Genomic DNA, 13,515 nt, shown 5'->3' on the forward strand with positions numbered 1-13,515 from the left:
ATCATGAAGCGCGCAGTGTGCGTGGCGATGATGGGGTTTCGATGGAGGAACTGTGGAGATACGATGGAGGGCAAGCACCTTCCGGCCTCGCCTTGCCATGCATGCCTCCCCTGCCCTCGCGGCGCTGGTCCTGATCGTCGAGGACGAAGCCGAGATCGCCGACATTCTTGCCGCCTACCTTGAACGCGAGGGCCTGCGCACCCTGCGTGCGGCCGATGGCCAGATTGCATTGGACATGCATCGCAGCATGCGCCCGGACCTTGTACTGCTGGACGTGCAGCTGCCGCGGCTGGATGGCTGGAGCGTGCTGACCCAGCTGCGCCAGCGCGGCGAAACGCCGGTCATCATGCTGACCGCGCTGGACCAGGATCTGGACAAGCTGACCGCACTGCGGATGGGCGCGGATGACTATGTAGTCAAGCCGTTCAACCCCGCCGAGGTGGCGGCACGCGTTCGCGCAGTACTGCGGCGTACGCTGCGCAGTTCGCGGGCGGATGCGCCCAGTGCCCTGCGCGTCGGCCCGCTGCTGATCGACACCGCCACCCACGCGGTGCATGTGGAAGGCGACGGCTACAGCCACGAGCTGCTGTTGACGCTGACCGAGTTCAAGCTGCTGCATTGCATGGCATTGGCGCCGTCACGGATCTTCAGTCGCAGCGAGCTGATGCACGAATGCCTGCCGGAAAGCGAAGCGCTGGAACGCACCGTGGACAGCCATGTCAGCAAGCTGCGGCGCAAACTGGACGAAGTGGGCCTCACCCAGATTCCGGCCAGCGTGCGCGGTGTCGGCTACCGCCTGATGGCAGACCGCTGATGCGCCGCTCCGGGCTCAGCCGGCACATCATCGTGTCGATGTCGCTGATGGTCGTCGGCGTCATCGTGATGGTGATCCTCTCTTCGTGGCTGCTGTATGCGGTACTGATCGAGTTCTTCCCGGCCAGCGCCGAAGAGCCGGAAGGATGGCTGCCGACTGGGCCTGAACTGGCGTGGATGGTCGGGGTGATCCTGACCGGGCTGGCGCTGGCGATCGCCGCCTCGTTCCGTCTGGCCCATCGCATCCTGTCGCCGCTCAATTCACTGGTGGACAGCGTACGTGCGCTGGCCGGCGGCGATCTCGGCGCGCGCGCCACGGCCGAGGCCAACTCCCCCGGCGAGGTCGCAGCGCTGGTGGACGACTTCAATGCGATGGCGCGCCGCCTGCAGCACATGGAAAGCGAACGGGTAATGTGGCACGCGGCCATCGCCCACGAACTGCGCACGCCGGTGACAATCCTGCGCGGCCGCCTGCAGGGCCTCGCCGAAGGCGTGTTCCAGCCTGATGAGTCGCAGTTCCGCAGCCTGCTGGCGCAGGTCGAGGGCCTGTCGCGGCTGATCGAGGACCTGCGGGTACTGAGCCTGGCCGACAATGCCCGCCTCGATGTGCGCCGCGCCCGCACCGACGTTGTGGCCGAAGTGCATTCGGTGATGACCCTGGTCGATCCTGCCTTCCGCAGCGCCGGCTTCGTGCTGGAGCTGGAAACCAGCCGCGAAGAGCACCCCGCCCATTGCGACCCGACGCGGTTGCGGCAGGCGCTGCTGGCCTTGCTGGAGAACGCGCGCCGCTATGCCAACCCGGGCAAGGTACGCATCGCCGTGCATGACACCGTGGCCCACGTGCAGGTGGCGATCGAGGACGAAGGCCCCGGTATCGACCCGACCCTGCACGCGGACATCTTCAATCCGTTCATGCGCGGCGACGGCTCACGATCGCGCCTGGGCGGCGGCAGTGGCCTCGGCCTGGCGGTGGTCAAGGCCATCGCCGATGCGCACGGCGGCCAGGTCTACTGCACGCCGGGCACGGCCGGAGGCAGTCGTTTCGTCATCGAGCTGCCGCGCCAGTAGGCGGCACTTCGGCGGCCTGCTCACGCACCCGCGCACCCAACACAGCGAGATTGCGGTCGATGTCATCCAGCTCGCGCTGCTGTGATGCCGGCAACTGCGCGCGCAGCTGCACACGCAGCGCCTGCCAGGCGGGTACCGTCTGTGCGCTGGCAGCGGCCACTGCCCGTGCAACTTCCGCCTGTTCTTCCGCCTGCGGCAGGCCGTAACCAGCGTCGGCCAGCAACTGGCCCGGGCGCAACCACTGGCCGCTCTGTTCCAGCAACGCACGCAGCGAACGGGTGGCCGCGCTGTCCGGGTCGGCCAGCAACCGTCGCTTCAGTGCGTCGCGTGACCGCAGTTCCGCGCGCCGCTGCGCCGCCTGTTCCAACAACAGCAGGCCGGCGCTGGCACGCACATCACCGCGCAGCAGCCACGGTGCGCGCTGTTGCGCCGGCAGCGCCAGCCATGCGCGCACATCGCGCGCCGGCAATGCCATCTGCGCTGCGGCAACCGAGAACAACTGCTGGAAGTGATCGCGCGCGGACGCAAAGTAGTAGCCCTGCGCCTGTGCCTGCGCGGGATCGGCCAGCACCTGCTCGTCCAGGGCGTGCAGCCGCGCCAGCCGTCGCCGCAGCCCGCGCGGGCTCAGCTGTGCCAGGCCGGCTTCGCCCAGACGCGGAACACCTGCCTGCAGCAACTTCGCCGTCTCCACCGCGCAGTTGTTGCTGACGAAGTAATAGCGGCCGTCATAGCTCCAGTGCACCTGTGCAGTGCGCTCGAGCAGGCTGGCGATCTCACTGCGGTCCAGCTGCAGCGGCAGCGAGGCCAGTCCGCGCAGTTCGACCTTGGTGTACTCGTCCACCACCTGCTGCAGCGGCAGCACGAACAGGCGCGAAGGATAGCCACCGGTCAGGCCGCGCCAGTTGGAAATCTGCACGTCGCCGACGAAGGCGCGAAAGGACAGCACCCGGTGATGCTCCAGGTCCAGCCTGCAGTCCGGTCCCGGTGCGCGGCCAGGACGGCAGATCACCAGTCGCAGCATGCTGTGGCCCCAGCGGCTCATCGGCTGCGCACTGCCTTCGGCGAACAGATAGTCCACGGCGTAGACGCGGGCCGGGTCCAGTGCCAGCAGCGACGCGGCGCCCTCTTCCGCGTCGGCCTGCAGCAACGGAACGGTGCCCGCGCAGTGCGGCGCAGGCAACGATGGCGGCGTACCGAAGTGTGCGCGATACCATTGCGCCAGCGCCGGGCGCCGGCACGCGAACTCGGCATCGAGCACGAAGTGTTCGGCGTTCACCGCCAGGTACTCGGTCGGGTCGGTCAGTTCATAGGCATCGGGACTGCGGTCGCGGAAGGCGTTGTCGCCACGGCCCAGGTGCCAGGGTTTGCGCTGCCAACCTGCAAGGTCACGCCAGCGGGCGCTGCGCGACCAGTTCGCAACAGTGCGGTCGGCGACATGGGTCAGTTCATGCACCAGCGCGCTACGCCGCGCGCGGCGGGCACCGGCCACGTCATCATCCAGCAGGTCGCGACGCAGCGCGATGCGTCCGGCGAAGGCACGGCCATGTACGTTCGCGGGCAGGTCGTCACGCCAGCCGACCTTTACCTGCGCGGGCAATGCCCGCAGCAGGCCTTCCGGCAGCAGCGACTGCACATCACTCAGTGTCTGCGTCGCCACCTGCTGCTGCGCCGGGCTCAGCCCGGTCGGGTCCAGCTGCAGGCGCTCAGCCGCATGCGCAGCGTGAGCGATCAGCAGTAGAGCCACGCCATGCGTGGCTGCGCTCCGAACAGATGTCATGAGGTTGCCGGCCAGCGGCCGGCACTACCCGGGCGCTGGATCAACGCGCCAGAAGCGCGCGCGCCAGCTGCAGGTCGCTCTGCTGCTGTGCAGCTGCATCGTGCTCGCGCAGGTGCACCAGTGCCGCCTGCAGGCGTGCGCCACGGATCTGGCCATCGCTGGCGACAAAAGCCGCCGCATCATCGCGTGCAGCCAGCACCACCTTGTCATCGCCCGAGCTGCTGCCCGAGGAACCCGAAGAAGCGCCCGTCGCCGACCCGGCCGAGGTGCCGGCAAAGCTCGAAGCGAAGCCGGCCAGCGGCAGGGACAACAGGGCAACCAGCAGAAGCGGACGGATCATGGTCAGGGAGTTCATCGATTGGGTGGGTGGAGCGTAACGGCTGGGTGAAGTCTTTGCCCGTGTCAAAGGTCGAACAACTTTCCGGGATTCAGCCGCCCTTCGGGATCGAACGCGCGCTTGACCGCCTTCATCAGCCCGATCTCGGCCGGGCCACGGGTGCTGTCCAGGTAGCCCTTCTTGACCAGGCCGATGCCGTGCTCGGCCGAAATGCTGCCATTGAAGCGCGCCAGCACCTGCGCCAGCAGCTTGGTCACGTGCTCGCACTGGGTCACGAAGTCGGCATCGCTGGTGTCATCCGGCTTGAGCACATTGATGTGCAGGTTGCCGTCACCGATATGGCCGAACCAGACCACATCGAAATGCGGGTAGGCGTCGCCGATCAGCGCCTGGGTCTCGGCCAGGAACGCCGGCATCGACGAGATCCGCACCGAGACATCGTTCTTGTAGGGCTTGTAGCGCGCCAGCGCCTCGGTGATGCCCTCGCGCAGGCGCCACAGCTGCGCCGCCTGGGCATCGCTGGCACTGATCACCCCGTCGCTGACCCAGCCATTGCCCATGCAGTCTTCGAAGGCGGCCATTGCCGCAGCTTCCTGCGCTTCATCGCCGGCAGCGAATTCGGTCACCACGTAATAGGGGTGTACTTCATCGAACGGTGCCTGCGCGCCGTGTGACAGCACGTGCTCCAGCGCACGGTCGGTGAAGAATTCGAACGCCTGCAGCTGCAGTCGCGCGCGGAAGGCGGCGAACACCTGCATCAGCACGTCGAAGCTGGGCAGCGCCAGCAGCATCACGTTGCTGGCCGGCGGCGGGTCGGTGAGTTTCACCGTGGCCTCGACGATCACGCCCAGGGTGCCTTCCGAGCCGATCAGCAGCTGGCGGAAATCGTAGCCGCTGGAGTTCTTGATCAGGCCCTTGTTGAGCTCGAGCAGTTCGCCCGTGGCGGTGACCACCTTCAGTCCTGCGATCCATTCGCGGGTATTGCCGTAGCGGATCACCCGGATGCCACCGGCATTGGTGGCGATGTTGCCGCCGATCGAACACGAGCCGCGTGCAGCGAAGTCCACCGGATAGATGAGGCCGTGCTCCAGCGCGGCGTTGTGCAGCGCCTCCAACGGCATGCCGGCCTGCACCACCAGGGTACGGTCGACGGCATCGTAGTCCAGCGCCTTGTTCATCCGTTCCAGGCTCAGCACCAGCTCGCCATGGGCCGCCACCGCGCCGCCGGACAGGCCGGTGCGACCACCGGACGGAACCACTGCCACGCCTTCGGCCGCGCTCCAGCGCATCACCGCCTGCACTTCTTCCACCGTGGCCGGCAACGCGATCGCCAGCGGCGCCGGCGTCCAGCGCCGGGTCCAGTCGCGCCCGTAATGCTCCAGGTCGGCAGGGTCGGTCTTCAGCTTCAGGCCGGGACAGGCCTGCTGCAACGAGGCGATGCGGGAATCGGTCATGACGGTCCAGCGCGGTGCGTGAAGAACGGGCAAGCGTGCCAGCGGCCGGGCCCAGCGTCCAGCCCTGCAGCGCCATCAATAGCTGCAGTTGCAACCAATTGCGCACTGCACCATGGGCGTTGCGATCTGGCATAGTGGTCAGCCCCTGTCCCACTGGCCGTGCCGCCCCATGTCGCCGAAGAAGACCTCGTTCCCGAAGCAGGATATCCGCGTGCTGTTGTTGGAGGGGGTCAGCCAGACCGCCGTGGAGGTGTTCAGCGCCGCCGGCTACAGCCAGATCGAGGCGCACACCAAGGCACTGCCCGAGGACGAACTGAAGGCGCGCATCGCCGAGGCGCACATCGTCGGCATCCGTTCGCGCACCCAGCTCAGCGCCGAGGTGCTGGCCGAGGCCAAGCGCCTGATCGCGGTCGGCTGCTTCTGCATCGGCACCAACCAGGTCGACCTGGATGCGGCCGAGCTGGCCGGTATTCCGGTATTCAACGCGCCCTACTCCAATACCCGCAGCGTCGCCGAGCTGGTGATCGCCGAAGCGATCATGCTGACCCGCGGCATCCCGCAGAAGAACGCCGAATGCCATCGCGGTGGCTGGTCGAAGTCGGCCAGCGGCAGCCATGAGGTGCGCGGCAAGGTGCTGGGCATCATCGGCTACGGGCATATCGGCACCCAGGTGGGCGTACTGGCCGAATCGCTGGGCATGCAGGTGATCTTCCACGACGTGGAAACCAAGCTGTCGCTGGGCAATGCCCGTGCCGCGGCCAGCCTGGATGACCTGCTGGCGCGCGCCGACATCGTCACCCTGCACGTGCCGGAGACGCCGTCCACGCAGTGGATGATCGGCAGCACCGAGCTGGCGAAGATGCGCCGTGGCGCGCACCTGATCAACGCTGCGCGCGGCACCGTGGTCGACATCGATGCGCTGGATGCTGCGCTGGCCAGCGGCCACATCGGTGGCGCGGCGCTGGACGTGTTCCCGGTCGAGCCGAAGGGCAACGGCGATATCTTCGAATCACCATTGACCCGCCACGACAACGTGATCCTGACTCCGCACGTGGGCGGCAGCACGCTGGAAGCACAGGACAACATCGGCATCGAAGTGGCCGCCAAGCTGGTGCGCTACAGCGACAACGGCAGCACCCTGTCGGCGGTCAACTTCCCCGAAGTGACCCTGCCCGAGCACGCCGACAGCCTGCGCCTGCTGCACATCCACCAGAACGTGCCGGGCGTGCTGTCCAAGGTCAACGAGATCTTCTCGCGGCACAACGTCAACATCGACGGCCAGTTCCTGCGCACCGACCCGAAGGTGGGTTACGTGGTGATCGACATCACCGCCAGCGAGGAACAGGCCAGCGCGGTGCGTGACGAGCTGGCGGCGATTCCGGGCACGTTGCGCACGCGCATCCTGTATTGAGTGGCGCGCCGCCGGGCGGGCCCCGGCGGAATGCATCCGGCACCACGCCATCCACGCTTGGCGTGGATCTGCTGGCATTACGCCCGTTTGGATACTGCGCCATCCACGCATGGCATGGATCTACCGGCATTGCGGCCGTTTGGATACTGCGCCATCCACGCATGGCGTGGATCTACTGGCATTGCGCCCGTTTGGATACTGCGCCATCCACGCATGGCGTGGATCTACCAAGAGATCGCGCGACCAGTAGATCCACGCCATGCGTGGATGCTTTTTTCAGCGCGCCAGCCAGCGCCGCGCCATGCGCTGCATCGATTCATCCGACTGCGGATCGCCGGCGACCTCGGCCACCGGCCGCCAGGCCAGCTCCAGCGACTCTTCGCTGAGCACGAAATCCTCCCCGCCCAGCGCACGGATCACGAAACGCACGTCGTAGTGCCAGTGCCCCGGCACGTCTTTGCGTTCCGGAATCCAATGCTTGTCCAGGTCGAAGATCGCCGGATCGTCCAGCACCAACCCGGTCAGGCCAGACTCCTCTTCGGCCTCCTTCAGCGCCACCCGGGCCAGGTCGCGGTCGCCGTCGGCGTGGCCGCCCAGCTGCAGCCAGCGCTGCAGCTTGCGATGATGGGTCAGCAGCAGGCGCTTGCCATCGGCGCTGACCAGCCAGCAGCTGGCGGTGAAATGGCCTGCCAGCCGCTCGCGGCGGAACGCATCCTCCACATCGTCGATCAATGTGCCGAATTCGGCAGCGAGGGCGTCGTGGGCGGGTTCCTTGCGCGCATAGTCATGCAGCAGGCGGCGCAGGCGATCGTCAAGCACGGCAAGGGATTCGGTGGTTTCGCTCATGAATGCGGGGTGCCCGGAAAAATACCGGTCATTATCGCCGCTCATTGTTGCGTTTGCGCTTGTGCGGTGCCTTCAGCATTGGCTAAGGTACAGCGGGCCGTTTGCGCGGCCTTCACCATTCGGGCCGCTGGCAATGTACCGGCAGCCCTCCCAATCCGATCATCAGGAAGTACTGCATGCTGAAAGCTCTGTTGAGGGTCAAGCCGGTCGAACCGGCCGGGCACGTCGATGCCGGCGAACCCATCGAAGGCAGCCTGGACGGCGAAGCCACGTTGAAACGGACCCTCACGGCGAAACACCTCATCATGCTTGGCATTGGTGCGGTGATCGGCGCAGGTATTTTCGTGCTCACCGGCCAGGCCGCGGCCAACCACGCCGGTCCGGCGGTGATGCTGTCGTTCGTGTTCGCCGGGATCGCCTGCGCGCTGGCGGGCCTGTGCTACGCCGAGTTCGCCGCGATGATGCCGGTCTCCGGCAGCGCCTATTCCTACTCCTATGCCACCCTCGGCGAGGGCATGGCCTGGTTCATCGGCTGGTGCCTGGTGCTGGAGTACCTGTTCGCCTCGGCCTCGGTCGCGGTGGGCTGGTCGGCGTACCTGATCAGCTTCATCACCACCACGCTGCACATGCCGTTCCCGGACGCGCTGAGTGCGGCGCCGATCGCCTGGAACGGGCACGAGTTCGCCGCCTCCGGCAAGCTGTTCAATCTGCCGGCGGTACTGATCGTGGCGGCGGTGACCGGCCTGCTGTACGTGGGCGTGACCCAGTCCGCGTTCGTCAACGCGATCATTGTGGCCATCAAGGTGTTCGTGATCTGCCTGTTCGTGGGCATCGGCGCGGCCCACGTGGACCCGGCCAACTGGCATCCGTTCATCCCGGAAAACACCGGCGTGTCCGGCGAGTTCGGCTGGAGTGGCGTGTTCCGCGCGGCCACCATCGTGTTCTTCGCCTACATCGGCTTCGATGCGGTCTCCACCGCCGCCGGTGAAACCAAGGACCCGCAGCGCAACATGCCGATCGGCCTGCTCGGCTCGCTGGCGGTCTGCACCATCGTCTACATCATCGTCTGCGCGGTGCTGACCGGCATGCTGCCGTACCACCTGCTGGGCACCGACAAGCCGGTGGCCACCGCACTGGAAGCCTACCCGAGCCTGTCCTGGCTGAAGACCGCCGTGGAAATCGGCGCGATCGCCGGCCTGTCCTCGGTGGTGCTGGTGATGATGATGGGCCAGACCCGCATCGCCTACACCATCTCGCGCGATGGCCTGCTGCCGAAGGTGTTCGGCAAGGTCCACAAGCGCTTCCGCACGCCGTACTGGGCCACGATCGTGGTCGGCGTGATCGCCGCCTCGCTGGCCGGCATGGTGCCGCTGAACGTGCTCGGCGAGCTGGTGTCGATGGGTACCCTGCTGGCCTTCGCCACGGTCTGCGTGGGCGTGCTGATCCTGCGCTACACCCGCCCGGAGCTGCACCGCCCGTTCCGCGTGCCGCTGGTGTGGGTGATCTGCCCGCTGGGTGCGCTGTCGTGCCTGTTCCTGTTCTGGCAGGCGTTCGTGGTGCACTGGCACCTGTTCGTGGGTTGGACCGTGCTGGGCCTGCTGATCTACTTCGGCTACGGCATGCGCCACAGCAAGCTGGCCAAGTCGCCCTGATCCTCCCGACGGGCCGGCTCCTGCGCCGGCCCGTCGATATCCGCAAGCATTTCCGCCCTCGCCCGTTCACGGGGCGCACCGCACAAGACCACCACACATGTTCAAGCAACTGTGGGCCACCAAGCACCCGCACGCCGCCCACGAAGACGCCAACGGCCTCAGCCTGCGTCGCCACCTCGGCCCTTGGGGTCTGACCGCACTCGGCATCGGCGCGGTGATCGGCGGCGGCATCTTCGTCATCACCGGCCAGGCCGCCGCCAACCACGCCGGCCCGGCCATCATGCTGTCGTTCGTGCTGGCCGCGATCTGCTGCGCCTTCTGCGCCCTGGCCTATGCCGAGTTCGCGGCGATGGTGCCGGTCTCCGGCAGCGCCTATACCTATACCTACGCCACCTTCGGCGAGCTCTCGGCCTGGTTCATCGGCTGGATGCTGGTGCTCGAGTACGGCGTATCCGCCTCGGCCGTGGCGGTCAGCTGGACCGGCTATTTCCTCAGCCTGCTCAGCCATTTCGACATCCATCTACCGGCTGCGCTGGTCAGCGCCCCGTTGGACGCGCAGCTGCGCCCCACCGGCGCCATCGCCAACATCCCTGCCGCAATCCTGGTGCTGCTGCTGACCTGGCTGTGCTACGTCGGCATCAGCAAGTCGTCGGCGATGAACATGGCCATGGTCATCCTCAAGACCGGCCTGATCGTGCTGGTGATCGTGGTCGGCTGGAAATACGTGGACACCAGCAACTGGACCCCGTTCATCCCGGCCAACGAAGGCCCCGGCAAGTACGGCATGGAAGGCGTGCTGCGCGGTGCGGCGATGGTGTTCTTCGCCTACATCGGCTTCGAAGCGGTATCGGTGGCAGCGCAGGAATCACACAAGCCGCAGCGCGACATGCCGATCGGCATGATGCTGTCGCTGGTGATCTGCACGGTGCTGTACATCGCGATGGCTGCGGTCATGACCGGCCTGGTGCCCTACCAGCTGCTGGGCACCGATGAGCCGGTGGTGACCGCCGTGGCCGCGCATCCGCAGCTGGGCTGGTTGCGGGTGGTGGTCGAGATCGGTGCGCTGATCGGCCTGTCGTCGGTGGTGCTGGTGATGATCATCGGCCAGCCGCGCATCTTCATGATCATGGGTCGCGACGGCCTGCTGCCGCCGGTGTTCACCAAGATCCACCCGAAGTACCGCACGCCGCATATCAATACGGTCATCACCGGCATCGGCATCGCCCTGCTGGCGGCGCTGTTCCCGTTGGACATCCTCGGTGAACTGACCTCGATGGGCACGCTGATCGCCTTCGCCGCGGTCTGTGCCGGTGTACTGATCCTGCGCCGCACGCAGCCGGACCTGCCGCGTCCGTTCCGCATCCGGGGCGCGTGGTTGATCTGCAGCCTGGGCGTGCTGAGCTGCCTGGCGCTGCTGTCGGCGATGACGCTGCACAACTGGATGTTGATGGGCGTGTGGACGTTTGTCGGCTTCGTGATCTATTTCTTCTACGGGTTCAAGCACAGCCGCCTGCGGGGGAAGTGAGGTTTTCTGCATTGCAGGGCCTGCGGCCCTGCACCTGCCTTTGAAGCCAGAGCAACGGCACCGGCGGCTCTGAGGGTTTGACGGGGAGGGGTGAGATTGCGGGGGACGCTGCAAGTACGTCCCTGTAAGCTCGGTCGCCGCATCCATGCGGCTCACGCCCCCGCAACCTCCCCCCTCCCCGCCTTCGACAGGTCCACGCAGCTGTCGGTAGATCCACGCCATGCGTGGATGAAGCGTTCCCGGAAATGAATGCTCGGGGACGAATCTGCTGTAGAGCGGAGCCATGCTCCGCTCCGAGCAAGCGCAGCGAAGCGATCCGCTTTCGCTTTTCCTTCTTCACTCCGTGGCTGGCCGCCCGCAGGAACCTGTCAGGGGTGGGGCGGGTGGGGCGTGCAGGGGCCTTGGCGCCATGGATGGCGCCATCGAGCTTACAGGGACGTACTTGCAGCGTCCCCTGCACGGCCCACCTGCCCCGCCCACCCCATGAACCGCTCTACGCGACCAGCCACGAGGGGCTCAGCCGTTGGCCGAATCCAGTAAAATCGCCCCCATGAACGCCCCCACCTTCCCCTACGACACCGCGCGCCTGAGCGAACTGGCCCAGCTGCTGATCGACAACGTCCGCGAACTGGCCCAGGCCGGCTGGACCCCGGCCACCAGCAGCAACTTCTCCCACCGCCTGGATGACCGCCACGCCGCGATCACCGTGTCCGGCAAGGACAAGGGCCGGCTGATCGAAGACGACATCATGGTGGTGGACTTCGATGGCAAGGCCGTCGGCCGCCCGCTGCGCCCCTCCGCCGAAACCCTGCTGCATACCCAGCTGTATCGCCGTTTCCCGGAGATCGGCTGCGTGCTGCATACCCATTCGCCGGTGCAGACCATCGCCTCGCGCCTGTATGCGCCGCAGGGGCATATCCGGGTGGAGGGCTACGAACTGCTGAAGGCCTTCGCCGGCAACAGCACCCACGAGATGGCCATCGACATCCCCGTGTTTGCCAACACCCAGGACATGGACGTGCTGTCGGCCCAGGTCGACGCCCTGCTCGACACGCAGACCCTGTGGGGCTACCTGATCGACGGCCACGGCCTGTACGCCTGGGGCCGCGACATGGCCGAAGCGCGCCGGCACATGGAAGCGTTCGAGTTCCTGCTGCATTGCGAGCTGGAGCTGCGCAAGCTGCGCCGCTGACGTTTCCGGTAAGGCCAGATGCCATTCTGGAATCTGGCCATCGACGCCACCCTGCTACCCTGTCCTCCCCCCGAGACGTTCAAGCTGCCGCCATGAGCCGACTGCGCATCTACGACGATACCCACCCCGAATCGCCGCTGCTGGATACCCAGGACGGCGCGATCATCGCTGCCGAACTGCAGAAGATCGGCGTCACCTTTGAACGCTGGCAGGCCACCGCGCCGGTCGCCCCGGGCGCAAGCCAGGACGAGGTGTTTGCCGCCTACCGCGCCGACATCGACCGCCTGGTCGCCGAGCGCGGCTTCAAGAGCGTGGACGTGGCCTCGATCGCGCCGGACAACCCGAACCGCGCCGAGCTGAGGAAGAAGTTCCTCGACGAACACTTCCACAAGGAAGACGAAGTGCGCTTCTTCGTCGCCGGCTCGGGCCTGTTCACCCTGCACGTGGGCGACAAGGTCTACGAGATCGAGTGCGTGAAGGATGACCTGATCGCCGTGCCCGACGGCACCACCCACTGGTTCGACATGGGCGATGAGCCGAGCTTCGTGGCGATCCGCTTCTTCACCGAGCCGGATGGCTGGGTCGGTCACTTCACCGGCACCGACATCGCGCAGAAATTCCCCCGTTACATTCCGACCCAGGCGTCCTGATCAATGCAGCCCCGCGTCATCCTGACCGACATCGAAGGCACCACCAGCAGCATCTCGTTCGTCAAGAACGTGCTGTTCCCGTACGCACGCCAGGCGCTGCCCGGCTTCGTCGCCGAACATGGCCAGCAGCCGGAGGTGCGTCGCTGGCTGGACGCCGTCGCCACCGAGATCGGCGGCGCCTGCCAGGACAGCCTGGTGGCCGAGACGCTGCAGGGCTGGATCGACCAGGACCGCAAGCACACCGCGCTGAAGGCCCTGCAGGGGCTGATCTGGGATGCGGGCTACCGTCGTGGCGACTACACCGCGCACTTCTACCCGGAAGTAGCGCCGGTGCTGAAGGGGTGGCACGCTTCGGGCCTGCCGCTGTATGTGTACTCCTCCGGTTCGGTGCCGGCGCAGAAGCTGTTCTTCGGCTTCAGCGATGCCGGTGACCTCAGTCCGCTGGTGTCGGGCTGGTTCGATACCGAAGTCGGTGGCAAGCGCGAGGCCGACAGCTATCGCCACATCGTGCAGGCCATCGGCGTTCCCGCTGGCGAGATTCTGTTCCTGTCCGACGTCGTCGAGGAACTGGACGCCGCTCGCGAAGCCGGCCTGCAGACACGCCTGATCGATCGCCTGGAGGACTACCCGATGCCGCGCATCGGCGCAGCCGCCAACGGCCATGATCGCGTCGAGAACTTCCAGCAGATCCAACTGTAAGCGCGGCCCGCCGATGGGCTCTGCGGCATCGGCTACCGGGTACCGCTCCTGGTAGATGCCAACCTTGGTTGGCATACGGCCGATGTGTCAA

The 13,515-nt window shown here is 66.6% G+C and carries 12 protein-coding genes; 8 read left to right on the top strand and 4 right to left on the bottom strand.

Annotated features, from left to right (window positions below; all coding sequences use genetic code 11):
- Positions 1-97: 97 nt before the first annotated feature.
- Both H3005_RS06050 and H3005_RS06055 read left to right on the top strand, forming a co-directional pair.
- A complete protein-coding gene (locus tag H3005_RS06050; RefSeq protein WP_089240884.1) occupies positions 98-814 on the top strand; it encodes a response regulator in 717 nt (238 codons plus the stop codon).
- Entirely contained in the window at positions 814-1,881 is a 1,068-nt protein-coding gene (locus tag H3005_RS06055) for an ATP-binding protein (RefSeq protein WP_100552424.1), read from the top strand. The genes H3005_RS06050 and H3005_RS06055 overlap by 1 nt, the downstream gene beginning before the upstream one ends.
- Here H3005_RS06055 and H3005_RS06060 read toward each other — a convergent pair.
- The 3 genes from H3005_RS06060 to H3005_RS06070 form a co-directional block, all read right to left on the bottom strand.
- Positions 1,859-3,658: a DUF4105 domain-containing protein gene (locus H3005_RS06060; RefSeq protein WP_191077769.1), complete on the bottom strand. Its 1,800-nt coding sequence runs from the start codon at positions 3,656-3,658 to the stop codon at positions 1,859-1,861. The two genes, H3005_RS06055 and H3005_RS06060, sit on opposite strands and share 23 nt — an antisense overlap.
- Before the next feature lie 40 nt (positions 3,659-3,698).
- Positions 3,699-3,998 carry a DUF2388 domain-containing protein gene (locus H3005_RS06065; protein ID WP_100552422.1) on the bottom strand — a complete coding sequence of 100 codons (300 nt, stop codon included), beginning with the start codon at positions 3,996-3,998 and terminating at the stop codon, positions 3,699-3,701.
- A gap of 62 nt (positions 3,999-4,060) precedes the next feature.
- The gene (locus tag H3005_RS06070; RefSeq protein ID WP_100465227.1) at positions 4,061-5,449 is read right to left on the bottom strand and encodes an FAD-binding oxidoreductase; all 1,389 of its coding nucleotides are present in this window, start codon (positions 5,447-5,449) and stop codon (positions 4,061-4,063) included.
- A 169-nt stretch (positions 5,450-5,618) separates the two neighbouring features.
- On the opposite strand from H3005_RS06070, the gene serA reads away from it, so the two are divergent.
- The gene (gene serA / locus H3005_RS06075; protein WP_089240876.1) at positions 5,619-6,860 is read left to right on the top strand and encodes a phosphoglycerate dehydrogenase; all 1,242 of its coding nucleotides are present in this window, start codon (positions 5,619-5,621) and stop codon (positions 6,858-6,860) included.
- A 276-nt stretch (positions 6,861-7,136) separates the two neighbouring features.
- On the opposite strand, the gene H3005_RS06080 is transcribed toward serA, so the two are convergent.
- Positions 7,137-7,706, bottom strand: a complete 570-nt coding sequence (locus tag H3005_RS06080) for an NUDIX hydrolase (RefSeq protein WP_191077770.1) — start codon at positions 7,704-7,706, stop codon at positions 7,137-7,139.
- 176 nt (positions 7,707-7,882) lie between these two features.
- On the opposite strand from H3005_RS06080, the gene H3005_RS06085 reads away from it, so the two are divergent.
- The 5 genes from H3005_RS06085 (at position 7,883) to mtnC (ending at position 13,424) form a co-directional block, all read left to right on the top strand.
- Positions 7,883-9,358: an amino acid permease gene (locus H3005_RS06085; RefSeq protein ID WP_100552420.1), complete on the top strand. Its 1,476-nt coding sequence runs from the start codon at positions 7,883-7,885 to the stop codon at positions 9,356-9,358.
- A 97-nt stretch (positions 9,359-9,455) separates the two neighbouring features.
- Positions 9,456-10,883 carry an amino acid permease gene (locus tag H3005_RS06090; protein ID WP_100552419.1) on the top strand — a complete coding sequence of 476 codons (1,428 nt, stop codon included), beginning with the start codon at positions 9,456-9,458 and terminating at the stop codon, positions 10,881-10,883.
- A gap of 550 nt (positions 10,884-11,433) precedes the next feature.
- Complete coding sequence (locus tag H3005_RS06095; protein ID WP_049467062.1) at positions 11,434-12,075, top strand: methylthioribulose 1-phosphate dehydratase; 642 nt, start codon at positions 11,434-11,436, stop codon at positions 12,073-12,075.
- 92 nt (positions 12,076-12,167) lie between these two features.
- A complete protein-coding gene (locus tag H3005_RS06100; RefSeq protein WP_025874787.1) occupies positions 12,168-12,725 on the top strand; it encodes an acireductone dioxygenase in 558 nt (185 codons plus the stop codon).
- Positions 12,726-12,728: 3 nt separating this feature from the next.
- Positions 12,729-13,424, top strand: coding sequence for an acireductone synthase (gene mtnC, locus H3005_RS06105; RefSeq protein ID WP_100465222.1), 696 nt, complete (start codon positions 12,729-12,731; stop codon positions 13,422-13,424).
- Positions 13,425-13,515 lie beyond the last annotated feature (91 nt).

Source organism: Stenotrophomonas sp. Br8 (assembly GCF_014763005.1).
Classification (GTDB): Bacteria; Pseudomonadota; Gammaproteobacteria; order Xanthomonadales; family Xanthomonadaceae; genus Stenotrophomonas; species Stenotrophomonas lactitubi.